Origin of the sequence: Stutzerimonas nitrititolerans (assembly GCF_003696285.1) — a bacterium.
In the GTDB taxonomy this organism is placed as follows: domain Bacteria; phylum Pseudomonadota; class Gammaproteobacteria; order Pseudomonadales; family Pseudomonadaceae; genus Stutzerimonas; species Stutzerimonas nitrititolerans.
Map to the genome: position 1 here is coordinate 137,537 of NZ_RFFL01000005.1, position 26,589 is coordinate 164,125.

General features: G+C 63.8%; 30 protein-coding genes. 3 read left to right on the forward strand and 27 right to left on the reverse strand.

Going from position 1 to position 26,589, the window contains the following annotated elements; translation table 11 throughout:
* Positions 1-35: 35 nt before the first annotated feature.
* The 9 genes from ccmI to ccmA all read right to left on the reverse strand — a co-directional run bounded on the left by ccmI (position 36) and on the right by ccmA (position 7,078).
* Positions 36-1,253, reverse strand: a complete 1,218-nt coding sequence (ccmI, locus tag EA795_RS08005; protein WP_122076495.1) for a c-type cytochrome biogenesis protein CcmI — start codon at positions 1,251-1,253, stop codon at positions 36-38.
* Complete coding sequence (locus EA795_RS08010; protein ID WP_043942536.1) at positions 1,250-1,726, reverse strand: cytochrome c-type biogenesis protein; 477 nt, start codon at positions 1,724-1,726, stop codon at positions 1,250-1,252. The genes ccmI and EA795_RS08010 overlap by 4 nt, the downstream gene beginning before the upstream one ends.
* Complete coding sequence (locus EA795_RS08015; protein ID WP_058073527.1) at positions 1,723-2,256, reverse strand: DsbE family thiol:disulfide interchange protein; 534 nt, start codon at positions 2,254-2,256, stop codon at positions 1,723-1,725. The genes EA795_RS08010 and EA795_RS08015 overlap by 4 nt, the downstream gene beginning before the upstream one ends.
* Position 2,257: 1 nt before the next feature.
* Entirely contained in the window at positions 2,258-4,231 is a 1,974-nt protein-coding gene (locus EA795_RS08020) for a heme lyase CcmF/NrfE family subunit (protein ID WP_014852088.1), read from the reverse strand.
* A complete protein-coding gene (gene ccmE / locus EA795_RS08025; protein ID WP_058073528.1) occupies positions 4,228-4,695 on the reverse strand; it encodes a cytochrome c maturation protein CcmE in 468 nt (155 codons plus the stop codon). Before ccmE ends, EA795_RS08020 begins: the two co-directional genes overlap by 4 nt.
* A complete protein-coding gene (gene ccmD, locus EA795_RS08030; protein ID WP_014852086.1) occupies positions 4,692-4,868 on the reverse strand; it encodes a heme exporter protein CcmD in 177 nt (58 codons plus the stop codon). The genes ccmE and ccmD overlap by 4 nt, the downstream gene beginning before the upstream one ends.
* Complete coding sequence (locus EA795_RS08035; protein ID WP_014852085.1) at positions 4,865-5,620, reverse strand: heme ABC transporter permease; 756 nt, start codon at positions 5,618-5,620, stop codon at positions 4,865-4,867. Before EA795_RS08035 ends, ccmD begins: the two co-directional genes overlap by 4 nt.
* A gap of 154 nt (positions 5,621-5,774) precedes the next feature.
* Positions 5,775-6,446: a heme exporter protein CcmB gene (gene ccmB / locus EA795_RS08040; protein ID WP_122076497.1), complete on the reverse strand. Its 672-nt coding sequence runs from the start codon at positions 6,444-6,446 to the stop codon at positions 5,775-5,777.
* Positions 6,443-7,078 (reverse strand): cytochrome c biogenesis heme-transporting ATPase CcmA, encoded by a 636-nt coding sequence (ccmA, locus tag EA795_RS08045; RefSeq protein ID WP_058076522.1) that lies wholly within the window; start codon positions 7,076-7,078, stop codon positions 6,443-6,445. Before ccmA ends, ccmB begins: the two co-directional genes overlap by 4 nt.
* Before the next feature lie 135 nt (positions 7,079-7,213).
* On the opposite strand from ccmA, the gene fliK reads away from it, so the two are divergent.
* Positions 7,214-8,740, forward strand: a complete 1,527-nt coding sequence (gene fliK, locus EA795_RS08050; protein ID WP_122076499.1) for a flagellar hook-length control protein FliK — start codon at positions 7,214-7,216, stop codon at positions 8,738-8,740.
* Positions 8,737-9,060 (forward strand): EscU/YscU/HrcU family type III secretion system export apparatus switch protein, encoded by a 324-nt coding sequence (locus tag EA795_RS08055; protein WP_014852081.1) that lies wholly within the window; start codon positions 8,737-8,739, stop codon positions 9,058-9,060. The genes fliK and EA795_RS08055 overlap by 4 nt, the downstream gene beginning before the upstream one ends.
* On the opposite strand, the gene EA795_RS08060 is transcribed toward EA795_RS08055, so the two are convergent.
* The 15 genes from EA795_RS08060 to flhA form a co-directional block, all read right to left on the reverse strand.
* Complete coding sequence (locus tag EA795_RS08060) at positions 9,041-9,484, reverse strand: rhodanese-like domain-containing protein (RefSeq protein WP_115027590.1); 444 nt, start codon at positions 9,482-9,484, stop codon at positions 9,041-9,043. The two genes, EA795_RS08055 and EA795_RS08060, sit on opposite strands and share 20 nt — an antisense overlap.
* A 120-nt stretch (positions 9,485-9,604) precedes the next feature.
* Positions 9,605-10,021, reverse strand: a complete 417-nt coding sequence (locus EA795_RS08065; RefSeq protein WP_058073531.1) for a DUF2802 domain-containing protein — start codon at positions 10,019-10,021, stop codon at positions 9,605-9,607.
* A 3-nt stretch (positions 10,022-10,024) separates the two neighbouring features.
* Positions 10,025-10,504: a chemotaxis protein CheW gene (locus EA795_RS08070; RefSeq protein WP_014852078.1), complete on the reverse strand. Its 480-nt coding sequence runs from the start codon at positions 10,502-10,504 to the stop codon at positions 10,025-10,027.
* Positions 10,505-10,587: 83 nt separating this feature from the next.
* Positions 10,588-11,379 (reverse strand): CheW domain-containing protein, encoded by a 792-nt coding sequence (locus EA795_RS08075; protein ID WP_122076501.1) that lies wholly within the window; start codon positions 11,377-11,379, stop codon positions 10,588-10,590.
* Positions 11,380-11,463: 84 nt separating this feature from the next.
* On the reverse strand, positions 11,464-12,252 hold the full coding sequence (locus tag EA795_RS08080) for a ParA family protein (RefSeq protein ID WP_014852076.1): 789 nt from the start codon (positions 12,250-12,252) through the stop codon (positions 11,464-11,466).
* 120 nt (positions 12,253-12,372) lie between these two features.
* Positions 12,373-13,173 carry a flagellar motor protein MotD gene (gene motD / locus EA795_RS08085; RefSeq protein WP_115027587.1) on the reverse strand — a complete coding sequence of 267 codons (801 nt, stop codon included), beginning with the start codon at positions 13,171-13,173 and terminating at the stop codon, positions 12,373-12,375.
* A 3-nt stretch (positions 13,174-13,176) separates the two neighbouring features.
* Positions 13,177-13,917 (reverse strand): flagellar motor protein, encoded by a 741-nt coding sequence (locus EA795_RS08090; protein ID WP_014852074.1) that lies wholly within the window; start codon positions 13,915-13,917, stop codon positions 13,177-13,179.
* A complete protein-coding gene (locus EA795_RS08095) occupies positions 13,917-15,026 on the reverse strand; it encodes a protein-glutamate methylesterase/protein-glutamine glutaminase (protein ID WP_122076503.1) in 1,110 nt (369 codons plus the stop codon). Before EA795_RS08095 ends, EA795_RS08090 begins: the two co-directional genes overlap by 1 nt.
* A gap of 45 nt (positions 15,027-15,071) precedes the next feature.
* Positions 15,072-17,207, reverse strand: coding sequence for a chemotaxis protein CheA (locus tag EA795_RS08100; RefSeq protein WP_122076505.1), 2,136 nt, complete (start codon positions 17,205-17,207; stop codon positions 15,072-15,074).
* An 11-nt stretch (positions 17,208-17,218) separates the two neighbouring features.
* Positions 17,219-18,013, reverse strand: a complete 795-nt coding sequence (locus tag EA795_RS08105) for a protein phosphatase CheZ (RefSeq protein WP_014852071.1) — start codon at positions 18,011-18,013, stop codon at positions 17,219-17,221.
* Positions 18,014-18,034: 21 nt separating this feature from the next.
* On the reverse strand, positions 18,035-18,409 hold the full coding sequence (locus EA795_RS08110) for a chemotaxis response regulator CheY (protein ID WP_170910140.1): 375 nt from the start codon (positions 18,407-18,409) through the stop codon (positions 18,035-18,037).
* A gap of 120 nt (positions 18,410-18,529) precedes the next feature.
* On the reverse strand, positions 18,530-19,255 hold the full coding sequence (fliA, locus tag EA795_RS08115) for an RNA polymerase sigma factor FliA (protein ID WP_014852069.1): 726 nt from the start codon (positions 19,253-19,255) through the stop codon (positions 18,530-18,532).
* A gap of 17 nt (positions 19,256-19,272) precedes the next feature.
* Positions 19,273-20,100 carry a flagellar synthesis regulator FleN gene (fleN, locus tag EA795_RS08120; protein WP_043942534.1) on the reverse strand — a complete coding sequence of 276 codons (828 nt, stop codon included), beginning with the start codon at positions 20,098-20,100 and terminating at the stop codon, positions 19,273-19,275.
* 88 nt (positions 20,101-20,188) lie between these two features.
* Positions 20,189-21,472 (reverse strand): flagellar biosynthesis GTPase FlhF, encoded by a 1,284-nt coding sequence (gene flhF, locus EA795_RS08125; RefSeq protein WP_014852067.1) that lies wholly within the window; start codon positions 21,470-21,472, stop codon positions 20,189-20,191.
* A 15-nt stretch (positions 21,473-21,487) separates the two neighbouring features.
* Positions 21,488-23,608 (reverse strand): flagellar biosynthesis protein FlhA, encoded by a 2,121-nt coding sequence (gene flhA, locus EA795_RS08130; RefSeq protein WP_058076517.1) that lies wholly within the window; start codon positions 23,606-23,608, stop codon positions 21,488-21,490.
* Positions 23,609-23,820: 212 nt separating this feature from the next.
* Between flhA and sodC the strand changes: the two genes are divergently transcribed.
* The gene (gene sodC, locus EA795_RS08135; RefSeq protein WP_122076507.1) at positions 23,821-24,342 is read left to right on the forward strand and encodes a superoxide dismutase family protein; all 522 of its coding nucleotides are present in this window, start codon (positions 23,821-23,823) and stop codon (positions 24,340-24,342) included.
* A gap of 36 nt (positions 24,343-24,378) precedes the next feature.
* On the opposite strand, the gene flhB is transcribed toward sodC, so the two are convergent.
* The 3 genes from flhB to fliQ are packed head-to-tail and all read right to left on the reverse strand — an operon-like array spanning position 24,379 to position 26,585.
* Positions 24,379-25,515, reverse strand: a complete 1,137-nt coding sequence (gene flhB, locus EA795_RS08140) for a flagellar biosynthesis protein FlhB (RefSeq protein ID WP_058073538.1) — start codon at positions 25,513-25,515, stop codon at positions 24,379-24,381.
* Positions 25,516-25,539: 24 nt separating this feature from the next.
* On the reverse strand, positions 25,540-26,316 hold the full coding sequence (gene fliR / locus EA795_RS08145; protein ID WP_014852062.1) for a flagellar biosynthetic protein FliR: 777 nt from the start codon (positions 26,314-26,316) through the stop codon (positions 25,540-25,542).
* Positions 26,316-26,585 (reverse strand): flagellar biosynthesis protein FliQ, encoded by a 270-nt coding sequence (gene fliQ / locus EA795_RS08150; protein ID WP_014852061.1) that lies wholly within the window; start codon positions 26,583-26,585, stop codon positions 26,316-26,318. The genes fliR and fliQ overlap by 1 nt, the downstream gene beginning before the upstream one ends.
* Between the last annotated feature and the right edge of the window lie 4 nt (positions 26,586-26,589).

Below are 26,589 nucleotides of genomic sequence, written 5' to 3' on the forward strand. Positions count from 1 at the left end.
ACCCTCATGCGCGACCTCTCGCTACTGGTGGATGATCAGGGCTGGTCGGTTTGATCGATGACCAACTCAGTAGTTTCGCCGCCCTCGGTCAACTGTAGCGCCTGACTCGCGCCGACCCACTCACCTTTGGTCGCATCACCGCTGCGCGATACGCGCGCGAACAGCCTGACCTGCTCGAAATTGGACAAGCGCAGTTGCGGCGTCATCGCATCCGCATCGCCAAGACTGACGGTGGCCGGCAGGTCGGCGATGCTCAACCGCTTGACCGCCAACGGCATCGGCGGACCGGACACGGCGCGCGCGAAGACGAAGACCGCATCGGTCGGTTGCACCTTATCGGCGAGCGTGGCGTCCAGTCGAACGGCGACTTCCAGGGCGACATCCGTCTGCGCCGTTTCCGGTGCCGCTGCCGGGGCGGCTGGAGCACCCGCCTCGCCAAGCTGTTCCCGGGCACGCTGGATGCCCCCCTGGATCGGTTCACGCGAGGGATCATCCGCTGGCAGGGTTGCCACCAGCCGCCCCCAGAAGCCGATCGCATCCTGGTAGCGCTCATCCTCATAGGCGGCGATCCCCAGAAGTCCGAGGCTGGTCACTTCATGGGGATCACCCTGCAGCGCTTCGTCGGTGAGCTTCTGCAGCTGCTCGTTCCACTGCCGATCCCCTGCAAAATACAGCGCCTGAGCCCACTGCCCCAGCAACTCCGGCTCCCGGCCCGCCAGGTCGATCAGGCGCGCATAGGCGGTTGCCGCATCGGCCGGACGCTCCAGGCTCATGTAGGTTCGGGCCAGGAAATACCACGCCTCGGCGGAATCGGGCTGTGCCTGCACCGCCTTTTCCAGGCGCGCGGTCATTTCCTCCATGGTGCGCGGCTGCTCGCCGAACTCACGAGCAAGATGCAGCCGATCGCTCGCGCCCCAGTGCATGTACAAACCGAAGCCGATCAGCGGCACCAGCACCGCCGCCAGTATCGGCAGGCTCCTGCCCAGCCTGGCACTGCGCGGCGCATCGCCGTCTTCGGTATCGTCGAGCAGTTCGCGTGCCGCGTCCGCACGACCGGCCTCCAGTTGCTCGTCGGTCAAGGTGCCAGCGTCCCGCTGAGCGGTCAGCTCAGCCAGGCGCTCCTGGTAAAGCGCCACATTGAGCGCGGTTCGGTCTTCTTCAGCCTGTGCGCGACGACCGCGCAACAGAGGAAACAGGAGGAAAGCCAGGGCCACCAGCGACAACAGGCCGGCGCCGATCCATAAATCGATCATGAGTCTTCTTTATCCAGCAGCGTGGCGAGGCGTGCACGCTCGGCCTCGGAAAGGGTGTGAGTGTCTTTGCCAGGGCCATTGGCGCGTCGACGCCGTACCAGAATCGAGGCGAGCACGCCAAAACCCAGTACTAGCAGCGCAACAGGGCCATACCAGAGCACCAGTGTCTTGGCGTTGACGGGCGGGTTGTAACGTACAAAGTCGCCGTAACGATCCACCAGGAAGTCGACGATCTGATCGTTGTTCTGTCCCTCTTCCAGCATCCGGAAGATTTCCCGCCGCAGGTCCATGGCAATGGGTGCATTGGAATCGGCGATATTCTGGTTCTGGCACTTGGGGCAACGCAGCTCCTCGGTCAGGGTGCGGTAGCGTTCGCGCTCGGCCTCGTCGCGAAACTCATAGGTATCGATCGCGGCAAGAACGCTGGAGCTGATCACAAGGCCCAGCAGGGCCGCAGCCAGGAAACGCATCATTGCTCGTCCACCAGTGATTGATAGAGCGGAGCGAGGCGCTCCCGCCAGATACGCTCATCGATGGCGCCAACGAACTTGTCGCGAACGATGCCCTTCCGGTCGATGACGAAGGTCTCCGGCGCGCCGTAGACGCCCAGGTTGATGCCCAGGCTGCCTTCCGGATCCTCTACGCTGAACCGGTAGGGGTTGCCCAGCTGGGCCAGCCATTGGCGGGCCGCGTCGCTGTCGTCCTTGTAATTGACGCCGTAGACCACCACGCCCTGCGCCGCCAGCTTGTTGAGCATCGCATGCTCGGCCTTGCAGGTAGGGCACCAGGTCGCCCACACGTTGAGCAGCGCCGGCAGTTCCTGAAAATCAGCCACGGTCACCTTGCGCTCAGGCGTCTCCAGCGAAGCCAGGGAGAACTCGGGCAACGGCTTGCCGATCATCGTCGAACCTATGTCGCTGGGATTGAGAAACAGCCCCTTGTAGAGGAACACCGCGATAAGCAGGAATATCGCCAGGGGCACCAGCATCAGCATTCTTTTCATGTCAGGCTCCTTGTGGCGCCAGGCCCAGGGCTTCGCGCACGCGGGTTTTGACTTTCACTCGGTAGCGCCGGTCGCTCGCCGCCAGCACGCCACCCAGAGCCATCAGCAGAGAGCCCAGCCATATCCAGCGCACGAACGGCTTGATATGCACGCGCACGGCCCATGCGCCGTTTTCCAGCGGCTCACCCAGCGCCACATAAAGGTCGCGGGTAAAGCCCGGGTCGATGCCCGCCTCGGTCATCGGCATCTGCTGCACGGTATACAGGCGCTTCTCCGGATGCAGGGTGGCGATCCGCTTGTCGCCATCGAAGACCCGGATGGTGCCCTTGTCCGAGGTGTAGTTGGGCCCTTCGAAATGCTGGGCGCCTTCGAATACGAAGCGATAGCCGCCGAGTTCGAGCGACTCGCCCGGTGCCAGACGCAGGTCGCGCTCATCGCTCTGCTGACTCACCAGCACCACGCCCATCGCACAGACCACCAGGCCGAAATGCGCCAGGTGCATGCCCCAGTAGCTCGGCGTCAAACTGCGCGCGCCCTTCAGCAGGCCCTTGTGACGCGTCTTGTCGAGCACGTCGCGCACGCCGGCGATGACGACCCAGGCCGACAGCAGGCAGACCGCCAGCACCGCCCAGTGGAAATCACCGAAGACCATCGAACCCAGACCACCGAGGATCGCACCGACGATCAGCACCGGCGTCAGCATGCCCAGCAGCCACTGCAGCGGCGTATCCTTCCAGCGCACCAGAACGCCGACGCCCAGGGTCAGCATCAATACCCCGATCAGCGGCAGGAACATCGCGTTGAAGTACGGCGGGCCGACGGAGAGCTTGGCGCCGGACAAGGCATCGAGCAGCAATGGATAGAGCGTTCCCAGCAGTATCATCGCGGTAGCAACGACCAGCAGCAGGTTGTTGACCAGCAGCAGGGTTTCCCGCGACCACAAGCCGAAGCCCACCTGACTCTTGACCACCGGCGCGCGCAACGCGAACAGCGTCAGCGAACCGCCGACCACCAGCAACAGGAACACCAGGATGAACACGCCCCGGGCCGGATCGGTCGCGAAGGCATGTACCGAAGTGAGCACACCCGAACGTACCAGGAAGGTACCCAGCAGGCTCAAGGAGAACGCGGCGATGGCCAGCAGGACCGTCCAGCTCTTGAAGACGCCGCGCTTTTCCGTCACGGCCAGCGAATGAATCAGCGCGGTGCCGACCAGCCAGGGCATGAACGAGGCGTTCTCCACCGGATCCCAGAACCACCAGCCACCCCAGCCCAGCTCGTAATAGGCCCACCAGGAGCCCAGTGCGATACCGGTGCCGAGGAATGCCCAGGCGATCAGCGTCCAGGGCCGCGACCAGCGCGCCCAGGCCGCATCCAGGCGGCCGCCGAGCAGGGCCGCGATGGCGAACGCGAAGGCCACCGAGAAGCCTACGTAGCCCATGTACAGCATCGGCGGGTGCACCACCAGGCCGAAGTCCTGCAGCAGCGGGTTGAGGTCGCGCCCGTCCATCGGCGATTGCGGCAGCAAGCGCTCGAAGGGGTTCGAGGTGACGATCAGGAACAGCAGGAAGCCGATGCTGATCAGCCCCATCACACCCAGCACCCGGGCCAGCATGTCTTCCGGCAGCTGACGGGAGAAGATCGCCACCGCGAAGGTCCAGCCGGCCAGGATGAACGCCCAGAGCAACAGGGAGCCCTCGTGCGCGCCCCAGACAGCGCTGAACTTGTAGTACCAGGGCAAGGCGCTGTTGGAGTTCTGCGCGACATAGGCCACCGAGAAATCATCGGTCATGAAGGCGTAGGTCAGGCAAAAGAAGGAGAACGCGAGGAAACTGAACTGCCCCCAGGCGGCCGGTTGCGCCAGCCCCATCCAGACCCGGTCGCCGCGCCAGGCGCCGACCAGCGGCAAGGTGCCCTGCACCACCGCCAGACACAACGCCAGAATCATCGCCAGATGGCCAAGCTCGGGGATCATTGGACACCCTCCTCTTTGCCGCCTTCGTAATGCTTCATCATGCCGCCCTTCTCCAGCGCCTGAGCCACCTCCGGCGGCATGTAGTTCTCGTCGTGCTTGGCCAGCACTTCATCGGCTACCAGCACGCCATCGGAATTGACCCGACCCAGCGCAACGATGCCCTGGCCTTCACGGAACAGGTCCGGAAGGATGCCCTGGAAGCTGATGGTGACCGTTTCGACACCATCGGTGACGCGGAAGCTGACGCCGAGTGAGTCGCTGCTGCGCTGCACCGACCCCTCCTCGACCAACCCACCGGCACGAATGCGCGTCCCTTCGGGTGCTTCGCCGGCGGCGATCTGCGAGGGCGTGTAGAACAGGTTGATGTTCTGCTGCAGGGCTGACAATGCCAGCGCCACGGCGATACCGACACCGGCGAGGATCGCCAGGATGATGAACAGACGCTTCTTGCGCACAGGATTCACTTCATTTCCTCCCGGCGCAAACGACGCGCCTCATCTTGCAGATATCGCCGGCGCGCCAGCATCGGCAGCACCACGTTCAGGACCAGAACCGCCAGGCTGATGCCGTAGGACGTCCAGACATAGAGGCCATGGTTGCCCATGGCGATGAATTCGGAGAACGATGAGAAATTCATGATGCCTTGCCCACCAGAGCCTTGATTTCGGCCTTCACCCAGCTGCTGCGGGATTCGCGGCGCAGCACTTCCAGCCGCATGCGCATCAACAGCACCAGCGTGAAGAAACAATAGAAGCCGAGCACCATGATCAGCAGCGGCAGCCACATTTCCACCGGCATCGCCGGTTTCTCGGTCACGGTGAAGGTCGCCGGCTGATGGAGGGTGTTCCACCACTCCACCGAGTACTTGATGATCGGGATGTTCACCACGCCGACCACCGCGAGCACCGCACAGGCCTTGGCGGAGCTGTCGCGATTGGTGATCGCCTGGCCCAGCGCGATGATGCCGAAGTACAGGAACAGCAGGATCAGCATCGAGGTCAGGCGCGCGTCCCAGACCCACCAGGCACCCCAGGTTGGTTTGCCCCATACCGCGCCGGTCAGCAGCGCGATGAAAGTCATCCAGGCGCCGATGGGAGCCGCCTGCTGCAACGCGACATCGGCCAGCTTCATCTTCCAGACCAGGCCGACGACACCGGCGACGGCGAGCATCACGTAGATCGACTGCGCCAGGAACGCGGCGGGCACATGGATATAGATGATCCGGAAGCTGTTGCCCTGCTGGTAATCCTGCGGGGCGAACGCCAGTCCCCAGACCACGCCCACGCCGATCAGCAATACCGCGGCCCAGGCCAACCAGGGCATCCAGCGGGTGCTGATCTCGTAGAACCATTTGGGCGAACCCAGCTTGTGGAACCATGTCCAGTTCATAGAACCTGCCTCAACGCCACCGCGCATGTCGATACTGCCTCCGAATCCGGCATGCACCACTTGTTCGCGATCAGAAATTCTTCCATCGGTTGCGCAGCTCGTCGCACGGCAACGAGGCGCTCCATGCTTTTCGATCCATTCATCATGCAATTCATCACTCGCCGACGCTGATCTTCAGGCCGGCCGCTATGGCAAAGGGAGCCAGAGTGATGGCCAGGGCCGTCAGGCTGGACAGCCAAAGCAGGTGCCCCATCGCAGGCAAGCCCTGCAAGGCGGCCTGCAATGCACCGCTGCCCAGGATCAGAACGGGGATGTACAGCGGCAGGATCAGCAGAGCCAGCAACAGACCGCCCCGCTTGAGTCCCACCGTGAGCGCCGCGCCCACGGCACCCAGCAGGCTCAGTACCGGCGTGCCCAGCAGCAGCGAAATCAGTAGCACCGGCAGCGCGCTGAACGGCATGCCGAGCATCAGCCCCAGCAGTGGCGCCAGCAGCACCAGCGCCAACCCCGAGAAAGCCCAGTGTGCCAGCACCTTGGCCAGCACCAGAAGCGCCAACGGGTGCGGCGAAACGACCCACTGCTCGAGCGAACCATCCTCGAAATCACTGCGGAAAAGCCCGTCCAGCGAGAGCAGCACGGACAACAGGGCTGCCACCCAGAGCAGCCCAGGGGAAATCGTTTGCAACAGTTGCGTCTCCGGACCGACGGCCAGCGGAAACAGCGCGATGACGATGGCGAAGAATACCAGCGGGTTGGCCAGCTCGGCGGGCCGGCGAAACAGCAGGCGGGCTTCGCGCGCCAGTAACAGCGTAAAGACGGTACTCATGCGGCGCGCTGCCCCAGATCGAGTTCCCGGTAACCCAGCGGCTTTTCGGTCATGGAATGATGGGTGGTCAGCACCACCATGCCGCCCCGCTCGCAATGCAGTGCCAGATGATGCTCCAGCTGCGCGACACCGTGCTTGTCGAGGGCGGTGAATGGCTCATCGAGAATCCACAGCGGCGGCGGATTCAGGTACAGACGCGCCAGTGCCACGCGCCGCTGCTGGCCAGCCGACAGGGTGTGGCAGGGTACGTCCTCGAAGCCAAGCAGACCGACTTCGGCCAACGCCTGCCAGATGGCTTCGCGGCCTGCCGGTTGATGCAGCGCGCAGAGCCAGGTGAGATTTTCCTCGGCGCTCAGCAAGCCCTTGATACCCGCCGCATGGCCGATCCAGAGCAGGTTGCGCGCCAGTTCGTTACGCTGGGTTTCCAACGGCCGCCCCTTCAGCCTCACCTCGCCGGCAGTCGGTTGCATCAGGCCCGACAGCAATCGCAGCAAGCTGGTCTTGCCGCTGCCGTTGGGGCCGGATATCTGCAACATCTCGCCGCCAGCGATGCGCAGGTCTAACCTGTCGAACAACAGACGCCAATCCCGCTCGCATGAGAGCGCCACCGCTTCGAGAAAGGGACTGGACACGCTAGAGACACCTCAAGATGGATACGACTGGGCCGTTACAGTGGTGCGGCCAGCCAGGCGGGCGGAATTATACATGGCAACCCCAGGCTCCGAAGGCTCGCCAGCTTAAAGGTTGTAAGCGTATTTGAGTAAAAGATGACAGAGATCAAGAGCACCCACCCCCTTCCCGCAGCCGCTCCGCCCCGATCGGCGACGGCAGCCGCGGACCTTGCGCTGAAGCTGCTGCAGCCGATGCAGGGGCTGCTCGCCGCCGGGGAAAGCGCCGAGGCCGAAGTCATCAGCATCAAGGAAGCCCTGCAAAGCTTTCAGCTCACCCTGCGTCTGACCCTCAATAACGGTCGCCAGGCGACACTGGAAACGAGCAGCCCCCGATCCGCCACTGCCGGTGCCGCCCTGCTCGTCACCGCCACCTCCGACTCGCGATTGCTGGCGACCCTGCAACCGGCCGGCCGGCAGCCGCTCAGTCAGATCGACCTTGGCCAGCTTCCGGTCGGCACCCTGATCCAGGGCAAGGTGACCGCCAGCCAGCAGAGCCAGCAGGACGGCCAGACCAGCTTCCGGGTGGTGATCAGCTTGCTGAACTCTCCTCTGGCCGGACAAAAGCTGAGCATCGACTCGGCACTGGCGCTGACCCCGGGCAGCCTGGTCACCGCGACGGTGCAAGGCAGTCAGTCGCTGGCCCTCGTTCCCCTCAGCGGTCGCCTCGATCAGCTGATGCTGGGTCAGCAACTGGCTGCTCAGCAGAATCGCCAGGGTTCGCTTGAGGGACTTATTGGTGCCCTGCAGACAACCGGCGCGGCGCTACCGGAAGGACTGCGCGGCGCGGCCGAGCGGTTGCTGGGGCTGATCCCGCAGCTGCAGCAGATGACCGATGCCAAGGCCCTGGCAGCCGCCCTGAGCGGCAGCGGAGCCTTTCTCGAAGCACGCCTGCTGGGCGGCCAGGTCGATACGCTAGCTGGCGATCTCAAGGCCGCGCTGCTGCGCCTGGTAGCCCAGCTCCCCGGGCTGCCTGGCAGCACACCGCTGGCCACCGCCCAGGCCGGAGCCAACTTCGGCCAGGCCCTGCCCGCCTTCGCCCGCAATGCGCTCGGCGCACTCGGACAGACCAACGCAGGCCAGCAGGCGCAGGCCTTTCCCTTGCCGAGCCGGCTGCTGCAGAACATGGATGGCGAAGCAGACCTGGAAACCATCCTGAAACTGGCCGCCGCCGCGATCTCGCGCCTGCAAACCCACCAGCTGTCCAGCCTCGCACAGACGCAAACCAGCCCCGACGGCACCCAGCTCACCACCTGGCAACTCGAACTGCCGATGCGCGAGCAGCGCGATATCGTGCCGCTGCAGATCAAACTGCAACGCGAACAGGACGCCAAGCGCGAGCAGACGGAAAAACCGGAAACGCTATGGCGGGTCGAACTGGCTTTCGACATGGCACCTCTCGGCCCGCTGCAGGTGCAGGCCCAGCTGCTGCAAGGCTCGCTGTCCAGCCAGATATGGGCCGAGCGCGACGGAACCGCGCAGCTGATTCGCGCCGAGCTCGATCACCTGCGCCAGCGTCTGACAGCCGCCGGCCTCACCGTCGCCGAGTTGACCTGCCGCCAGGGCACGCCGCCGCAAGGACCACGTACCACCATCGACCAACGCTTCGTGGACGAAACCGCATGAGTAATTCCTCACCGCGCCAGGCCATCGCCCTGAGCTACGACGGCAGCAACGCGCCGAGCCTGACCGCCAAGGGCGACGACGAGCTGGCCGAAGCCATTCTGGCGATCGCCCGCGAACATGAAGTACCCATCTATGAGAATGCCGAGCTGGTCAGGTTGCTCGCGCGCCTGGAATTGGGCGATGCGATTCCCGAAGCGCTGTATCGGACCATCGCGGAGATCATCGCCTTCGCCTGGTACCTGAAGGGGAAGTACCCGCCCGGCTTCGGCGAGACGGCGCCATCCCCGCCCCTGCCGCTGCTCAGTGCGCCTGAGCGTTGAGCGTAGCGAAACCGCGAACCTCACCCTTGCTCAGCGGCAGGTCTGCGAGCATCCAGGCGAAGTAGCCCTGGCGGAAATAGAACACCTGCTGATAACCCCAGCTGACGGCCCGACGCACGGCCTCGGCCCCACTGGGGCAGACTTCGCTGTCGCAATAGACCACCAGGGGCACGGTACGCGGCCATTCGTCGAGCGCCAGCCCCGTGAAGCCGCGCTCCAGGTCCAGGTGCAGCGCACCTTCGATATGGCCCCAGGCCCATTCACGGCTGGGCCTGACGTCGACGAAGACCGCACCGAGATCGTACAGGCGCTTGGCCTGGTAGGTATTGATCGTCATCGCTCCGGGCACTTCCAGAGGCGCCTCTTCAGCCCAGGCCCCCAGCGGCCCGATCAGCAGGCAGGACAGAGCAAGCATGCGCAACATCACATCCTCCTCGGCAGGTGCCGGAGAACAAGCCGGCACCGGAGGCGGTGCAGGCCTTGTCTTCGATTGGAGGAAGCGCGGCGCCCATCGTTCCCTGATCGAGCACCGCGAAAGAAGGGGTCAGCGCGGAGGATCGCGCCGCGCCTGATGCAGCTTGCTCATCAGCTCGGCTTCGGATTGCGAAAGACCGCACGACTGCGTCAGGTCATCGACACTGGCGCCCATGCCGACCAGCTTGGCCGCCTGGGAGAAGGAGAAGTTGTTGGGATCCCGCTGTTCCAGCTGGGTGATGCGATCCGGCAACGGCGTGACCAGCCGGGACAGTTCGTGCAACTGATCGCCCATGCGCACGCTGCCGTCGAGAAAGGTGTCCAGCCGACTGTCGATTTCCTTGATGCGCCGGTCGCGAATCGCATCGCGCTTGGCCTGCTGTTCGGCCTGCTGCCGCTGCCGTCTGAGCAGCCAGAGGCAAAGCCCCAGCAGCACGAGACAGCAGAGCGCCAGCGCGACGACCGAAGCGACCAGCGAGGTAATCATGCGTCAGATGCTCTCAAGTTCCGCCCATTCCTCTTCGCTCATCATCTTCTCGAGTTCAACCAGGATCAGCAATTCGCCGTTCTTGTTGCACACGCCCTGGATGAACTTGGCCGACTCGTCGTTACCGACGTTGGGCGCGGTTTCGATCTCGGACTGACGAAGATAGACCACCTCGGCGACGCTATCGACCAGAATACCGACGACCTGGCGATCGGCCTCGATGATCACGATGCGGGTATTGTCCGAAACCGGCGCCGTGGCCAGGCCGAAACGCTGACGGGTATCGATCACCGTCACCACGTTACCGCGCAGGTTGATGATGCCCAGCACATAGCTCGGCGCACCCGGTACCGGAGCGATCTCGGTATAGCGCAGCACTTCCTGCACCTGCATCACGTTGATGCCATAGGTCTCGTTATCCAGACGAAAGGTTACCCATTGCAGGACCGGATCGTCGGACCCTTGCGCGGATGTCATTTTCATAGTCCCACACCTCTCAAAAAACCGCCGTGGCGGTCGATTCTATCGATATCGAGGCGCTCGGTGCGCCGCGTTTTTTCTTTCGCTCAGGAAGGGACACCCTTCAAATGTCGGGTGCCACCGTTGGCAATCAGTTCGGCCAGCGCACTCACATCCAGCAGCGCGCACATGTGATCGATCACCGTACCGGCCAACCACGGGCGCTGGCTGCGCTGGGAACGCCACTTGACCTCGCGCGGATCGAGGCGGATCGAGCGACTCACCTGGTGCACCGCCAAGCCCCATTCATAACCCTGCACCGAAATCACGTACTGCAATCCCTCGCGGAAGTCGTCGCGATAACGATCTCCCATGACCCAGCGTGCCGTATCCAGCACCTTCAGATTGCCGGCCTGGCAGGGCAATATGCCGAGAAACCAGTCCGGCTGACCGAACAACGGCGTCAGCTCTTCGCCGGCCAGCGAATAGATCGATCCCAGGCTCACCAGGGGAACGGCCAGCGTCAGCCCGGCAACGTCGAACAGCAGGCATTCGAAGGGTGCCTCGCCCCACTCCGGTTGCCCCTGTTCGAGCGGCGCGCGGGGCCCCGCCGGCTCGGGCGCCACTTCCAGTTCGACCACCGGCTCGGCCCGCACGGGCACGGGCATAGGCATGGGCACGACGGTCGCCGACTCGACAACGGCCGGCTGCACAGGCTCGGCCTGCGGTATCACCGCCGCCCGGGTGTCACGCAGCTGTTCTTCGAGAACGGCCGCCTGGAATTCGTCCTGGCTGACCGAGTCCACCGCCAGCTCGATAGCCGCATCCTGCAACAGGGCGTCGAGATAGGACTGCAACGCCTGCTGGGATCGGGTTTCGGTAAGAACGGTACGACTCATGCCAGCCACTCGTGATCAACGACTGACAAGGCTATCGGCCGCGAGCGGCGCGAACTTGAGCTGCATAGGCGTGCTTCGCACATCTCAGGCCACCTGCGCTGAAGCCTGCATCTGCAGGAGATGCTTGAGCAACGACCGATAGGCCAGCACCGCACGGCTCGTCGCATCATGCTGCGAAGGCGTGACGCCGGCCAGGCTCGCGTCGCGCAGGCGCGTATCGATGGGAATGAAGGCCTGCCAGAGATTGTCCTGGTAGCCGTTGCGCAGCACCTTGAGGGTATTCATCGAGGCTTGGGTACGGCGGTCGAACAGCGTCGGCACTATGACGTAGGGCAGCGCCTGCCGACGCGAACGGTTGATCATGCCCAGCGTGCCGACCATCCGCTCCAGCCCTTTCAGAGCGAGAAATTCGGTCTGCACCGGAATGATCAGTTGCTGGCTCGCCGCCAGCGCGTTGACCATCAGCACACCCAGCAGCGGCGGGCTGTCGATGATGGCGTAATCGAAATCCTGCCACAGCTGCGAAAGGCTCTTGGCGATGACCAGACCCAGGCCGTTCTGGCCGGGCGACTGGCGCTCGAGTGTGGCCAGCACGGTGCTCGAAGGCAGCAGCGAGATGCGCTCGTGGCTGGTCGGCAGCAGCAGTTGCCAGGGCAGCCCCTCGGGCACACTGCCCTGGTGCTGGAACAGATCGAATACGCTGTGCTCGAGATTGTCCGGGTCATGCCCGAAATAACTCGTCATCGACCCGTGCGGATCGAGATCCAGCACCACGACCCGCTTGCCGGAATCGGCCAGCAAGCCCGCCAGGGCGATCGACGTCGTGGTCTTGCCCACTCCGCCTTTTTGATTGGCTACAGCCCAGACTCTCATACGCGTTCCATCCGGCTTCGAACCAGACCATGAATGCCGCGCCGATTGGCGACGACAGGGATTTGACGACGCCGCATGCACGGCCTGTTGAGTGCAACCATCTGCACTTTACATGCCACGCTAACGGGGCATGCCGGCGACATCCGCCTTGCGGTCACGCACGTCCACATCGCTGCGACGGACGTCCAGATGGCGTGATATCACCAGTACCACACGACGGTTGCGCGCCCGCCCCGCTTCGGTGGCGTTGTCGGCGATCGGCTGGAATTCTCCGTACCCCACCGCCGCCAACCGTCGCGGGTCGACTCCATCGGCGGCGAGCATGCGCACCACGCTGCCCGCGCGGGCGGCGGACAACTCCCAGTTGGTGGGGTACCTGTCGGTGCTGATGGGCAGGTTGTCGGTGAAACCCTCTACCCGAATCGGGTTATCGAAGGGTGCCAGAATTCCGGCAACCTTCTCCAGCAAATCGAAGGCATTGTCGTTCGGCAGCGCGTCGCCGCTGGGGAAAAGCAGGCTCGAATTCAACTCGATTTCCACCCAGAGTTCGTTACCGCGCACGGTGAGCTGGTTGGAGCCGATCAGATCGGAAAAGGCTTCACGCATGCTCTGCATGATGCTTTCCAGCGGATCGTCAGGTTGCGGCGATGACTTGTCCCCGGGTTCGTCGACCTGCGACACCGTCGGCAGCGTGGTGCGTGGCCGCTCCTCCCCGATGGGAATCGGCTTGACGGCTCGATCGGGCTGATTGAAGACCCCCACCAGGGACTCGGACAGAATCTTGTACTTGCCCTCGTTGAGCGAGGAGATCGAATACATGACGACGAAGAAGGCGAACAGCAGCGTGATGAAGTCGGCGTAGGAAACCAGCCAACGCTCGTTGTTCTCCGGCTCTTCCGGACGCCTGCGACGACGAGACACAAGCTACTCCACGAATCCTTGCAGCTTCATTTCGATCGAGCGCGGGTTTTCGCCTTCGGCGATCGACAGCACGCCCTCGAGCAGCATTTCCCGGTAGGTCGTCTGCGTATGCACGATGTTCTTCAGCTTGTTGCCGATGGGCAACACCAGCAAGTTGGCGAAGCCGACCCCGTAGATGGTCGCGACGAACGCCACGGCGATACCGCCGCCCAGCTGGCTGGGATCGGCGAGATTACCCATCACGTGGATCAGGCCCATGACCGCGCCGATGATGCCGATCGTCGGGGAATAGCCGCCCATGCTCTCGAACACCTTGGCCGCCCGCAGATCGCGGCTCTCCTGGGTGTACAGGTCCACCTCGAGAATGCTGCGAATCACCTCTGGCTCGGCGCCATCCACGAGCAGCTGCAGACCCTTGCGGGCATAAGGATCGCGCTCGGTCTCGGCGACGGGCTCGAGGCCCAGCAAGCCTTCCTTGCGCGCCGTGCTGCTCCAGGAACTGACCTGGCTGATGCCTTGCGCCAGGTCGATACGCGGCGGGAAAAGAATCCAGCTGACGATGGACATGGCACGCATGAACACCGCGATCGGGGTCTGCAGCAGCACGGCACCAAGCGTGCCGCCCAGCACGATGAGAGCAGCAGGCCCGTTGAGCAAGGCGGAAACATGCCCACCCTCGAGAAAATTGCCACCGACGATCGCCACGAACGCCAGGACCAGCCCGATCAGGCTGAGCACATCCATCAGAGGCACGCCTCGCTCAGATGGCGGCCGATGTCATCGAGGGGGTACACGGCATCCGCGAGGTTGGCCTTGACCACCGCCATGGGCATTCCGTAGATCACGCAGCTGGCTTCGTCCTGCGCCCAGATCTGGCTACCGCTCTGCTTGAGCATGCGCGCGCCTTCCCGGCCGTCGGCGCCCATGCCGGTGAGCACCACCGCCAGCACCTTGTCCTGGAAAGCCTTGGCCGCCGAGCCGAAGGTCACGTCGACGCAAGGGCGGTAGTTCAGGCGTTCGTCGCCCGGCAGGATACGCACCTGCCCGCGTCCGTCGACCATCATCTGCTTGCCGCCGGGGGCCAGCAATGCGAGGCCCGGACGCAGCACGTCACCATCCTCGGCTTCCTTGACGCGAATCTGGCAGAGCTTGTCCAGCCGCTCGGCGAACGCCTTGGTGAACGCAGCCGGCATGTGCTGAATCAACAGGATCGGCGCCGGAAAACCGGCCGGCAGTTGCATCAGCACCCGCTGCAGCGCAACCGGCCCGCCGGTCGAGGTGCCGATGGCGACCAGTCGGTAGGCCTTGCGCTTGGGCGCGGCGCTGGGTGCCGCGACCGGCGTAGCGGCGCCGCGCGGACTCGGCGCTGGCGCGATCCGCCCACGCCCGAGGGGCGCGGTAGAACCGGTGGTTGCCGGCGCAGACGAAGTGCCGACGTGGCTGCCATACCGGCGGTTGCTGCGCGATACGGTGTGTACCTTCTCGCACAGCAGCTGCTTGACCTTGTCCGGATTGCGCGAAATATCCTCGAAGTTCTTCGGCAGATAGTCGACCGCCCCGGCATCCAGCGCATCGAGCGTGACGCGAGCGCCTTCGTGCGTCAGCGAAGAGAACATCAAGACCCGCGTCGGGCAGCGCTGCATGATCTGCCGCACGGCGGTGATGCCGTCCATCATCGGCATCTCGTAATCCATGGTGATCACGTCCGGCTTGAGCGCCAGCGCCTGATCGATCGCCTCGCGACCGTTAGTGGCGGTGCCGACCACCTGGATATTGGGGTCCGAAGACAGGATTTCCGAAACGCGGCGGCGAAAGAAGCCGGAATCGTCCACCACCAAGACCTTGACTGCCATAAACACTCCTAGCGACAGCGCTCCTCAGGGAGCGCCGTCAACTGATCAGAACCGGCGTGCGTAACGCTTGAGCATGCTGGGAACGTCCAGAATCAGGGCGATGCGACCATCGCCGGTGATGGTGGCGCCGGAGATGCCAGGAGTGCCTTGCAGTCCCTTGCCCAGGGGCTTGATGACCACTTCTTCCTGGCCAACCAGCTGGTCGACGACAAAGCCGATGCTCTGGTTGCCGACGCTGAGGATGACCACATGCCCCTCACGCTGCTCTTCCCGGGACGCGCCCTGGACCAGCCAGCGCTTGAGGTAGAACAGGGGAAGCGCCTTGTCGCGCACGATCACCACCTCCTGGCCGTCGACCACGTTGGTGCGTGACAGGTCGAGGTGGAAAATCTCGTTGACGTTGACCAGTGGGAAGGCGAACGCCTGGTTGCCGAGCATGACCATCAGGGTCGGCATGATCGCCAGCGTCAGCGGCACCTTGATCACTACGCGAGAGCCCTGGCCCTTGCTGGAGAACACGTTGACCGTGCCGTTGAGCTGGGAAATCTTGGTTTTCACCACGTCCATGCCCACCCCGCGCCCCGACACGTCGGAGATCTCGGTCTTGGTGGAGAAGCCCGGGGCGAAGATCAGGTTGTAGCACTCCAGATCGGTCAGCCGTTCGGCGGCGTCCTTTTCCAGCATGCCCTTCTCGACCGCCTTGGCACGCAACACATTGGCGTCCATCCCCTTGCCGTCGTCGCTGATCATCAGAAGGATATGATCCCCCTCCTGCTCGGCGGACAGCACCACCTTGCCGGTACGCGACTTGCCGGCCGCCTCGCGATCGGACGGCATCTCGATGCCGTGGTCGACCGCGTTGCGCACCAGGTGCACCAGCGGGTCGGCCAGCGCCTCGACAAGGTTCTTGTCCAGGTCGGTGTCTTCGCCGACCAGCTCGAGGTTGATTTCCTTCTTCAGGCTGCGCGCCAGATCGCGGACCAGCCGCGGAAAGCGACCGAATACCTTCTTGATCGGCTGCATGCGCGTCTTCATCACCGCGCTTTGCAGATCGGCCGTCACCACATCGAGGTTGGACACGGCCTTGGCCATGGCCTCGTCGCCGCTGCTGGAGCCCAGGCGAACCAGACGGTTACGCACCAGCACCAGCTCGCCGACCATATTCATGATTTCATCGAGTCGCGCCGTATCGACGCGTACCGTCGTCTCGGCTTCGCTGGCAACCTTTTCAGGTGCCGGCGCCGCAGCCTTGACGGGTGCGGCCGGCTTCGCCGGAGTGGCCTTGGCGGGCGCAGGTTTCGGCGCGACAGCCGCTACCGGTGTCGGCGCAGGCGTTTCCGGCAGCTTGGCTGCCTCGGGTTCGAACTTGCCCTTGCCATGCAACTGATCGAGCAGTGCTTCGAATTCGTCGTCGGTGATCTCGTCGCCACCGGCCGCGCTCGGCACGGCTTCGGCAGCGACCGGTTCGGGCTCAGGAGTCACCGCAGGCTCGGCGAACTGACCCTTGCCGTGCAGCTGATCGAGCAGCGCCTCGAATTCTTCGTCGGTGATCTCGTCGCTGGCAGGCGCAGCGGCGGGCTGGGCAACGGCAGCAGCGGGTGCAATCGGCTCCGCTGCGAACTGGCCCTTGCCATGCAACTGATCGAGCAGCGCTTCGAATTCGTCATCGGTGATTTCGTCGGCACCCGCATCGCCTTGCGCCACCGGCTCTTCCACCGGCTCGAACGCTTGCTCGACGACGGCAGGCGCCACGGGCTCAGCTATCGCAACCGGCTCGGGCGCCGCTTCGCCTGCAGGCTCGGCCAGACGTGCCAGTGCGGCCAGCAGCTCGGGTGACGCGGGCGTGACTTCGCTACGCTCGCGCACCTGACAGAACATGGCGTTGACGGCATCGAGTGCCTGCAGCACGACATCCATCAGCTCCGAGTCGACGCGGCGCTCACCCTTGCGCAGGATGTCGAAGACGTTCTCGGCGATGTGGCAGCATTCGACCAGCTCATGCAGCTGAAGAAAGCCAGCCCCCCCCTTTACCGTGTGAAACCCACGAAAAATCGCGTTGAGCAAGGCGGCGTCATCGGGGCTGCTTTCCAGCTCCACCAACTGCTCTGACAACAGTTCGAGAATCTCGCCGGCCTCCACCAGGAAGTCCTGGAGGATTTCCTCATCGGCGTCGAAGCTCATATGCACATCCCCTAAAAGCCCAGGCTTGAAAGCAGATCGTCGACATCGTCCTGACCGGACACGACGTCCTCACGCATATCGGCATGCATCTGCGGACCTTCACCGTTGGAAGATCCTTTTTGTTGTTTTTGCTTTTCCTGTTCGGCCCGAAGCTCGTCGCGGTCGTGCTGAATGCCGGCCACGCGATCGACCTGACCCGCCATCAGCACCAGGTTGAGCAAGTCGCCTTCCAGCTCGGTGATCAGCCGCGTGACGCGCTTGATGACCTGCCCCGTCAGGTCCTGGAAATCCTGCGCCAGCATGATTTCGCTGAGGTGCTCCGACAGCTGGGTGCCATCGTTCATGGCGCGCTGGAGAAACGCGTCGATACGCCGCACCAGCTCGCGGAACTGATCGGCATTCATCTCGCGCCGCATGAAGCGCTGCCAGTCGGCCGTCAGGCTCTGCGCCTCGTAACTGACGTAGTTGACCAGCGGTGCGGACTCTTCCACCAGGTCCATGGTGCGGTTGGCCGCCTTCTCGGTCATTTCCACGACGAAGGAAAGACGGTCGGTGGCGTCGGTGATCGGCGATGGCTCACCACCGGCATGGCAGGTGTCCATCTCCAGCTTGACGATTGCGCTGTGCAGCTCACGTGTGAGCTTGCCGACTTCCCGGTACAGGCCGCGGTCGCGGTCCTGGGTGAACTGAGTGATCAATTGCGCGGCGTCGGCGAAACGCCCCTGCTGGAGGCTTTCGATCAGTTGCGGCGCATGGTCCCGCAGAGTCGCTTCGAACTCCGAGGTAGCCTGCTCTGGTTGCGTCATAGTGCCCTCTCGGCGTCTACATCAGCCGTTGACACGCTCGAAGATCTTTTCAATCTTGTCTTTGAGCACCTGAGCCGTGAATGGCTTGACCACGTAGCCGTTCACGCCCGCCTGGGCCGCTTCGATGATCTGGTCGCGCTTGGCCTCGGCGGTGACCATCAGCACGGGCAGGTGCTTGAGGCGGTCATCGGCGCGCACATGGCGCAGCAGATCGATGCCGCTCATGCCGGGCATGTTCCAGTCGGTGACGAGAAAATCGAAACCGCCGCTTTTCAGCATCGGCAGGGCCGTGGTGCCATCGTCCGCCTCGGCGGTGTTGGTGAAGCCCAGATCGCGCAAGAGGTTCTTGATGATCCGTCTCATGGTCGAGAAGTCATCGACGATGAGGATTTTCATATTCTTGTCCAAGTACACCTCCGTAAATCTCAAAAATCCCCAGAGCCTGCTCACGGTCCATTGCGGGCTTCTTGCGTGAAGCGCGTGAAAATCGGCTTCGGATGAGCGCTGCTAATCGGTCTATCGAGCGCGCCATTCACCCAGGCGGGCACGCAGGCGCGCCGCACACTGGCTATGCAACTGGCTGACCCGCGACTCGCTGACCCCCAGTACCTGACCGATTTCCTTCAGGTTCAATTCTTCGTCGTAGTACAGCGACAACACCAGCTTCTCGCGTTCAGGCAGATTGCCGATCGCCTCGGCCAGCGCCTGCTGGAAACGTTCGTCTTCGAGATCACGGAACGGTTCGGGATGGGCACTGGCGGCGTCCTCCTGAAAATCACCGTGCTCGCCTTCCTGCAACAGGTCGTCGAAGCTGAACAGGCGGCTGCCCAGGGTGTCGCCCAGAATGCCGTAGTACTCATCGAGACTCAATTTAAGTTCGGCCGCAACCTCTTGATCTTTAGCGTCACGCCCGGTTTTCGCCTCGATGGCGCGAATCGCCTCGCTGACCATGCGCGAGTTGCGATGCACCGAGCGCGGTGCCCAGTCGCCCTTGCGCACTTCATCGAGCATGGCGCCACGGATGCGAATTCCTGCGTAGGTTTCGAAACTCGCGCCCTTGCCGGCGTCGTATTTCTTCGACGCTTCCAGCAGGCCGATCATGCCCGCCTGCATCAGGTCGTCGACCTGCACGCTGCTGGGCAAGCGCGCCAGCAGGTGATAGGCGATTCGCTTGACCAGCGGCGCATACTGATCGATGAGTTGGTACTGGGCGTCCTTAGCCTGAGCTTTGCTGTAATACATGCCTGCTCCAGCCACTGTCATTCGTGGGTGTCTGCGGCCGGCCTGACGAGGCGTTCCACAAAGAATTCAAGGTGCCCGCGCGGCGTGGCCGGCAGCGGCCAGGTGTCGATCTTCTGCGCGATGGCCTTGAAGGCCAGCGCGCATTTGGAACGCGGGTAGGCTTCGTAAACGGCCCGCTGCTTCTGCACCGCCTTGCGCACCGTTTCATCGTACGGCACGGCACCGACATACTGCAGCGCCACGTCGAGAAAACGCTCGGTCACGTTGGTGAGCTTGGCGAACAGGTTACGACCTTCCTGCGGTGCATGGGCCATGTTGGCCAGCACGCGAAACCTGTTGATACCGTAGTCGCGGTTGAGCAACTTGATCAAGGCATAGGCATCGGTGATCGAAGTGGGCTCGTCGGTCACCACCAGCAGGACTTCCTGGGCGGCCCGCACGAAGCTGATGACGCCGTCGCCGATGCCCGCGGCAGTGTCGATGACCAGCACATCGAGGTCGTCGCCGATATCGCTGAATGCCTGGATCAGCCCCGAGTGCTGCAGCGAGGACAGCTGCACCATGCTCTGTGCGCCGGAAGCGGCCGGCACGATGCGTATGCCGCCGGGCCCCTGGATGAGCACGTCGCGCAGATCGCACTCCCCGGCGATCACGTCGGCCAGGGTGCGCTTGGTATTCAGGCCCAGCAGCACGTCGACGTTGGCCAGCCCGAGGTCGGCGTCGAGCAGAACCACCCGGCGCCCCAGATCGGCCAGCGCCAAGGCCAGATTGACCGACACGTTGGTCTTGCCAACGCCACCCTTGCCGCCAGTCACCGCTATTACCTGTACGGGATGAGTACCCATTTTTAACGCCTATTCATGCTGGGGCCGCTGGCCCGTCGATGCGTTCGACCCGAACGCCTCTGTTTTGTCTGTGTCGTCGTCAACGCCGCTACCCGGCCTGCCGCGAAGCATTGCTGTACAGCCCGGCGAACATATCGGCCATGGCTTCCTCGCTCGGGGCCTCCCCGGCCTGCAGGCTCACCGCTCGGCTGACCAACTGGTGACTGCGCGGCAGATGCAGGTCATCCGGAATACGCGGACCGTCACCGAGATAGGCTATCGGCAGATGCTGGCCAATCGTTAGCCCCAGAACATCACCCAGGCTCCCGGCTTCATCCAGTTTAGTCAGAATGCAGCCCGCCAGGCCGCAACGCCGGTAGTTGTGCCACGAAGCCTTGAGCACCTGGCTCTGGCTGGTCGCCGCCAGCACCAGATAATTCTTCGACTGGATTCCCTTGTCGGACAGCGCCTCGAGCTGCATGCGCAGCATCGGATCGCTGGCCGGCAGACCGGCGGTATCGATCAACACCACGCGCTTGCGCGCAAGCGGCGCTAGCGACTTGCTCAGCGGCTGGCTCGGGTCGATCTGGACCACCGGGATATCGAGGATGCGGCCGAGGGTCTTCAGTTGTTCCTGAGCACCGATGCGGTAATTGTCCATGCTGGCCACCGCAATGTTCTGCGAGCCGTACTTGAGGACATAGCGCGCCGCCAGCTTCGCCAGCGTGGTGGTCTTGCCGACACCGGCCATGCCCACCAGCGCGATGACGCCGCCCTGCTCCAGCGGCTCAACCTTGCTGACCTTGATCGACTGCGCCAGGTGCGCCAGCAGCATCCGCCAGGCCTGGCGCGGGTCGTCGATGGTCGAGACCTTTTCCAGCAGACTGCGCGACTGCTCGGCCGGCAACCCGATACGCTGCAGTTTGCGCCAGAGGCCGGCCTGCTGCGGGCGACGGCTCTGCTCCTGACCCCAAGCAATCGAGCCCAGCTGCACTTCGATCAGCTCGCGCAAACCGTGCAGCTCGCTGTACATGGCTTCCAGGGCACGCGGGTCCAGCGCGGCAGGTGCAGGCTTCTGCTCCGGCAACGCGGTGCCGGTTGCAGGTTTCTCATCCTGCACCTGGCGATTCTTTGCCGCCTGGGCGACAACCGGCTGGCTCAGTTCGGCATGGGCACTGGCAATGCGCGCCTGAGTCTTGCGCAACTCGGCCTCCAGCGCCGGGTTGGCACGGTGAGGCGTGGCGGGTTCCATCGGATAATCGAGCACGGCGGTCAGCTCGACGCCGCCGGCAACCCGGCGATTGCCGACTATGGCGGCATCCGCGCCCAACTCGTCACGCACCATTTTCATGGCGATCCGCATGTCGGCAGCGAAGAAACGTTTGACCTGCATGGCCTGCACCCTCGATTAATTCTGACCCACCGTCGCAACGATGGTGACCTGCTTGTTATCCGGTATTTCCTGATAAGCCAGGACATGGATGTTCGGTACCGCCAGCCGCGCGAACCGCGACAGCATCGCCCGGACCGGCCCCGCCACCAGCAAGATGGCCGGCTTGCCCAGCATTTCCTGTCGCTGAGCCGCATCTACCAGAGAACGTTGCAACTTCTCGGCCATGCCAGGCTCCAGCAGGATGCCATCCTCGGAGCCTTGACCAGCCTTCTGCAGACTATTGAGCAATATCTGTTCCAATCTTGGTTCCAGAGTGATCACAGGCAGCTGCGGCTCTAGTCCCACAACGTTTTGCACGATTGCGCGCGACAGCGCCACCCGCACCGCCGCAACCATAGCGGCGGGATCTTGACTCTTGCCGGCGACGTTCGCGATGGCTTCGGCAATGGTACGGATGTCCCGCACCGGCACCTGCTCCTGCAACAACGCCTGCAATACCTTGAGCAAGGTGGACAGGGAAATCATTCCCGGCACCAGCTCCTCGGCCAGCTTCGGCGAGCTCTTGGCCAGCAACTGCATCAATTGCTGGACCTCTTCGTGGCCGAGTAATTCATGGGCGTGCTTGTGCAGCACCTGGTTCAGATGCGTGGCGATCACGGTGCTGGCATCGACCACGGTGTAGCCGAGCGACTGCGCCTGTTCGCGCTGGCTGACTTCGATCCAGACCGCCTCCAAGCCGAACGCCGGGTCCTTGGCGGCGATCCCATTCAGTGGACCGAACACCTGGCCAGGGTTGATCGCCAGCTCACGATCCGGATAGACCTCGGCTTCGGCCAGGCTCACGCCCATCAACGTCAGGCGATAGGCATTGGGCAACAGGTCGAGGTTGTCGCGAATGTGCACCGAGGGCATCAGGAAGCCCAGGTCCTGGGACAGCTTCTTGCGTACGCCCTTGATCCGCGCCAGCAATTGTCCTCCCTGGTTGCGGTCCACCAGCGGAATCAGGCGATAGCCCACTTCCAGGCCGACCATGTCCACCGGCGTCACGTCATCCCAGCCGAGCTCCTTGGTTTCCGCGGCACGCTGGGCCGGCAGCAGCTCCTGCTGCTTCTGCACTTCCTGCTCGGCCTGCTGCTTGACCTGCTTCTGCCGATGCCAGATCCAGAACGCACCCGCCGCCGCAGCCGCACCCAGGCCGAGGAACGACATGTGCGGCATGCCGGGCACCAGACCCATGGCGATCATGATGGCCGCCGACACGGCCAGCGCCTTCGGCGAGGCGAACATCTGCCGGTTGACCTGTTGCCCCATGTCTTCGGCACTGGTGACGCGGGTCACCATGATCGCCGCGGCAGTGGACAGCAGCAGCGAGGGAATCTGCGCGACCAGGCCGTCGCCGATGGTCAGCAGCGCATAGACCTTGCCCGCGTCGGCGAAGCTCAGGCCATGCTGGACCATGCCGATGCCCATGCCGCCCAGCAGGTTGATGAACAGGATCAGCAGGCCGGCGATGGCATCGCCACGCACGAATTTGCTGGCACCGTCCATCGAACCGTAGAAATCCGCTTCGGAAGCGACCTCGACGCGACGCTGCTTGGCTTCGGCCTGGTCGATCAGTCCCGAGTTGAGATCGGCGTCGATGGCCATCTGCTTGCCCGGCATGGCATCGAGGGTGAAGCGGGCGCTGACTTCGGAAATACGCCCGGCACCCTTGGTGACCACCACGAAGTTGATGATCATCAGGATCGCGAACACCACGATACCGACCACGTAGTTGCCGCCGATCACCACGTTGCCGAAGGCCTCGATCACATGCCCGGCTGCCGAGCCCCCCTCGTGCCCATGGATCAGTACCACGCGGGTGGACGCGACGTTCAGCGCCAGCCGCATCAACGTCGCGACCAGCAGGATGGTCGGGAATACCGCGAAATCCAGCGGGCGCAACGCGTAAACGCTGACCAGCAGCACGACGATGGACAACGCGATGTTGAAGGTGAACAGCACGTCCAGCAGGAACGGCGGCACCGGCAGCATCATCATGCCCAGCATCACCAACAACAACAGCGGCACACCCAGGTTGCCGCGGCCGACGCCGGTCAAGCTGTTGCGCATATTGAGAAGTTGCGTGCGATCCAACGGGGCCCCCGGCGATACAGAACGGATTCTTGACGCGAAATGCGTCCTTGCCGGGGTATAGCAAGAAGGGGTCCAACTTTTTTCAGCGCCGAAACCTGACGCCCTGGCTTGGCAGGCGAGCCAGAGCGGCTCAGCCGAACGCAGTGGCAACCCAGCAGTCAGATTAGAACCCGGCGACGCACCGCCGCCGATTTCTGCACAGGAGCTTCGATATGAAACAGTGGATCATCGCCGCGCTGGCCGGCTGCAGCGCCCTCGCCGTCCAGGCGGAAACGCTGAGTGTGGAGGTGAATGCCGTCACCGCCCAGGGCATCGGTGAATCGGTCGGCAACGTGAAGATCGAGACCAGCGACTACGGCCTGGTGTTTCGCCCCGAGCTGTCGGGCCTGCAGCCCGGCGCCCATGGTTTTCACCTCCACTCCAAGGGCAGCTGCGAGCCGGCGGAAGTCGACGGCAAGCCTACCGCTGCCGGCGCTGCGACCGGCCACTGGGACCCGAAGAACAGCGGCAAGCACGGCGAGCCCTGGGGCGACGGGCACATGGGCGACCTGCCGGCGCTGTTCGTCGATAGCGAGGGCAAGGCCAGCCAGCCGGTACTGGCTCCGCGCCTGAAGAGCCTCGGCGACATCAAGGGCCTGGCGCTGATGGTTCACCAGGGCGGCGACAACCACGCCGACCATCCGCAACCACTGGGCGGCGGCGGCGCCCGGGTGGCTTGCGGCGTGATCGAATAAAAAGCGCTCGAGGACGATCCGCGCCCCTCGGGCGAATCAGGCGTCCCTGCGCAAATCCGGCGGGATCGGCAAGTTGCCCAGCGGGTCCGGACGCTTGCCTCTGCCGGCCTGGTACTGGCGCAACTGATAGACGTAGGCCAGCACCTGCGCCACGGCCAGATAGAGACCCGCCGGAATTTCCTGCTCCAGCTCGGTCGAGTAGTACACCGCCCGGGCCAGCGCCGGCGACTCGAGTACCGTCACGCTGTGCTCCTGGGCGATCTCGCGGATCTTCAGCGCGAGGAAATCGCCGCCCTTGGCCACCAGCATCGGCGCACCGCCCTTGTCGGCGTCGTATTTCAGCGCCACGGCAAAGTGCGTCGGGTTGGTGATCACCACGTCGGCATCCGGCACCGCCTGCATCATCCGTCGCTCGGCCATCTCGCGCTGCAGCTGGCGAATCTTGGACTTGACCTCGGGCTTGCCTTCGCTGTCCTTGTACTCGTCCTTGACCTCCTGCTTGGTCATCATCAGCTTCTGCTTGTTGTCCCAGAGCTGGAACGGCACATCCACCGCCGCGATCAGGATCAGGCCGCAAGCCATCCACAGCGCGCACCAGCCGACGATCTCGACGCTATGGGCGATGGCCAGCTCCAACGGCTGCTTGGCGATCGACAGCAGGTCGTCCTGGTAGGCCGAGAGCACCAGCAATCCAACCGCCAGCACTACCAGGAACTTGCCCAGCGCCTTGAGCAGCTCGACCAGCGCCTTGGCCGAGAACATCCGCTTGAGGCCAGCGCCAGGATTCATCCGGCTGAACTTGGGCGCCATCGCCTTGCCCGAGAACAGCCAGCCGCCGAGCGAAATGGGGCCGATGATGGACACGATCAGCAGCACGACGAGTAGCGGGATGATCGCTTCCAGCGCGATCATCCCGCTGTGGGCCAACAGCGAGATCATGCTGCTCTCGCTCAGTGCGGTCTGACGGTCGAGTTCGAAGGCGCCGCGCATCATCGCCATCAGGCTCTGCGCCAGCCCCGCTCCGGAAGCCAGCAACCCGCCGATGCCGCCGAGGGTCACCGCCACCGTATTCAGCTCCCGCGAGCGCGCCAGCTGGCCTTTCTCGCGTGATTCGCGGCGGCGTTTCTCCGTGGGTTCTTCGCTTTTATCGGCGCCACTTTCGCTCTCAGCCATGGGCGACCTCCGGCAGGATGCTCATCAACGTACCCCGATCAGTTCGCGCAGCATCCCCAGCGCCTCGCTGACGAACACCTGGTACTGAGCCAGGATATCCGCCATGCCGACCCACACCACCACCAGACCCAGCACCAGCGTCAGCGGAAACCCGATGGAGAAGATGTTCAGCTGCGGCGCCGCGCGGGTCATCAGGCCGAAGCCCAGGTTCACCACCAGCAACGCGGTGATCGCCGGCAGCACCAGCAGCAGACCGGCGCCGAGCACCCAGCCCAGCTTGCCGGCGACTTCCCAGTAGTGATTGGTGCTCAAACCCCCGCCCACCGGCAGGGTGATGAAGCTTTCCGTGAGGATTTCCAGCACCACCAGGTGGCCGTTCATGGCCAGGAACAGCAGGATCACCAGCAGGTTGAAGAACTGCCCGAGCACCGGCACCGACACGCCGTTGGCCGGGTCGACCATCGAGGCGAAACCCAGGCCCATCTGCATCGCCAGCATCTGACCGGAGACGATGAACAGCTGGAAGAACAGTTGCAGCACGAAGCCCAGCATCACACCGATGAGGATCTGCTCGACGATCAGCAACAGCGCCTGCAGGCTCAAGGCCTCGACCACTGGCACCGGTGGCAGCGCCGGCACCAGCACCACAGAGATGGCCACCGCCAGGTACAGGCGCACACGCATCGGCACCAGCTGCGTTCCGATGATCGGCATGCTCATCAGCAGCGCGGCGACGCGGAACAGGGGCAGCAGGAACTGCGCGACCCAGCCGCCGATCTGCGCGTTGGTGAGCTCGAGCATCAGCCGATGATCAGGGGTATGTTCTGGATCAGGTTCTGGCTGTACTCCATCAGCTCGCGCACCAGCCAGGGCCCCGCCCAGATCAGCGTCAGCAGCATCACCAGCAGGCGCGGCAGAAAGCTCAGCGTCTGCTCGTTGATCTGCGTCGCCGCCTGGAACATCGCCACCACCAGGCCGACCAACAGGCTCGGCACCACCAGCACGCCGACGATGGTGGCTGTCAGCCACAGGCCACCGCGAAACAGATCGACCGCGACTTCCGGAGTCATGGCA

Excerpts from the sequence above, each read along its gene's own strand:
- ccmI (WP_122076495.1), bottom strand. The coding sequence starts at position 1,253 with ATGATCGATTTATGGATCGGCGCCGGCCTGTTGTCGCTGGTGGCCCTG.
- EA795_RS08010 (WP_043942536.1), bottom strand. The coding sequence starts at position 1,726 with ATGATGCGTTTCCTGGCTGCGGCCCTGCTGGGCCTTGTGATCAGCTCC.
- EA795_RS08015 (WP_058073527.1), bottom strand. The coding sequence starts at position 2,256 with ATGAAAAGAATGCTGATGCTGGTGCCCCTGGCGATATTCCTGCTTATC.
- EA795_RS08020 (WP_014852088.1), bottom strand. The coding sequence starts at position 4,231 with ATGATCCCCGAGCTTGGCCATCTGGCGATGATTCTGGCGTTGTGTCTG.
- ccmD (WP_014852086.1), bottom strand. The coding sequence starts at position 4,868 with ATGAATTTCTCATCGTTCTCCGAATTCATCGCCATGGGCAACCATGGC.
- EA795_RS08035 (WP_014852085.1), bottom strand. The coding sequence starts at position 5,620 with ATGAACTGGACATGGTTCCACAAGCTGGGTTCGCCCAAATGGTTCTAC.
- ccmB (WP_122076497.1), bottom strand. The coding sequence starts at position 6,446 with ATGAGTACCGTCTTTACGCTGTTACTGGCGCGCGAAGCCCGCCTGCTG.
- fliK (WP_122076499.1), top strand. The coding sequence starts at position 7,214 with ATGACAGAGATCAAGAGCACCCACCCCCTTCCCGCAGCCGCTCCGCCC.
- EA795_RS08055 (WP_014852081.1), top strand. The coding sequence starts at position 8,737 with ATGAGTAATTCCTCACCGCGCCAGGCCATCGCCCTGAGCTACGACGGC.
- EA795_RS08060 (WP_115027590.1), bottom strand. The coding sequence starts at position 9,484 with ATGTTGCGCATGCTTGCTCTGTCCTGCCTGCTGATCGGGCCGCTGGGG.
- EA795_RS08065 (WP_058073531.1), bottom strand. The coding sequence starts at position 10,021 with ATGATTACCTCGCTGGTCGCTTCGGTCGTCGCGCTGGCGCTCTGCTGT.
- EA795_RS08070 (WP_014852078.1), bottom strand. The coding sequence starts at position 10,504 with ATGAAAATGACATCCGCGCAAGGGTCCGACGATCCGGTCCTGCAATGG.
- EA795_RS08075 (WP_122076501.1), bottom strand. The coding sequence starts at position 11,379 with ATGAGTCGTACCGTTCTTACCGAAACCCGATCCCAGCAGGCGTTGCAG.
- EA795_RS08080 (WP_014852076.1), bottom strand. The coding sequence starts at position 12,252 with ATGAGAGTCTGGGCTGTAGCCAATCAAAAAGGCGGAGTGGGCAAGACC.
- EA795_RS08090 (WP_014852074.1), bottom strand. The coding sequence starts at position 13,917 with ATGGATGTGCTCAGCCTGATCGGGCTGGTCCTGGCGTTCGTGGCGATC.
- EA795_RS08095 (WP_122076503.1), bottom strand. The coding sequence starts at position 15,026 with ATGGCAGTCAAGGTCTTGGTGGTGGACGATTCCGGCTTCTTTCGCCGC.
- EA795_RS08100 (WP_122076505.1), bottom strand. The coding sequence starts at position 17,207 with ATGAGCTTCGACGCCGATGAGGAAATCCTCCAGGACTTCCTGGTGGAG.
- EA795_RS08105 (WP_014852071.1), bottom strand. The coding sequence starts at position 18,013 with ATGACGCAACCAGAGCAGGCTACCTCGGAGTTCGAAGCGACTCTGCGG.
- EA795_RS08110 (WP_170910140.1), bottom strand. The coding sequence starts at position 18,409 with ATGAAAATCCTCATCGTCGATGACTTCTCGACCATGAGACGGATCATC.
- fliA (WP_014852069.1), bottom strand. The coding sequence starts at position 19,255 with ATGTATTACAGCAAAGCTCAGGCTAAGGACGCCCAGTACCAACTCATC.
- fleN (WP_043942534.1), bottom strand. The coding sequence starts at position 20,100 with ATGGGTACTCATCCCGTACAGGTAATAGCGGTGACTGGCGGCAAGGGT.
- flhF (WP_014852067.1), bottom strand. The coding sequence starts at position 21,472 with ATGCAGGTCAAACGTTTCTTCGCTGCCGACATGCGGATCGCCATGAAA.
- sodC (WP_122076507.1), top strand. The coding sequence starts at position 23,821 with ATGAAACAGTGGATCATCGCCGCGCTGGCCGGCTGCAGCGCCCTCGCC.
- flhB (WP_058073538.1), bottom strand. The coding sequence starts at position 25,515 with ATGGCTGAGAGCGAAAGTGGCGCCGATAAAAGCGAAGAACCCACGGAG.
- fliR (WP_014852062.1), bottom strand. The coding sequence starts at position 26,316 with ATGCTCGAGCTCACCAACGCGCAGATCGGCGGCTGGGTCGCGCAGTTC.
- fliQ (WP_014852061.1), bottom strand. The coding sequence starts at position 26,585 with ATGACTCCGGAAGTCGCGGTCGATCTGTTTCGCGGTGGCCTGTGGCTG.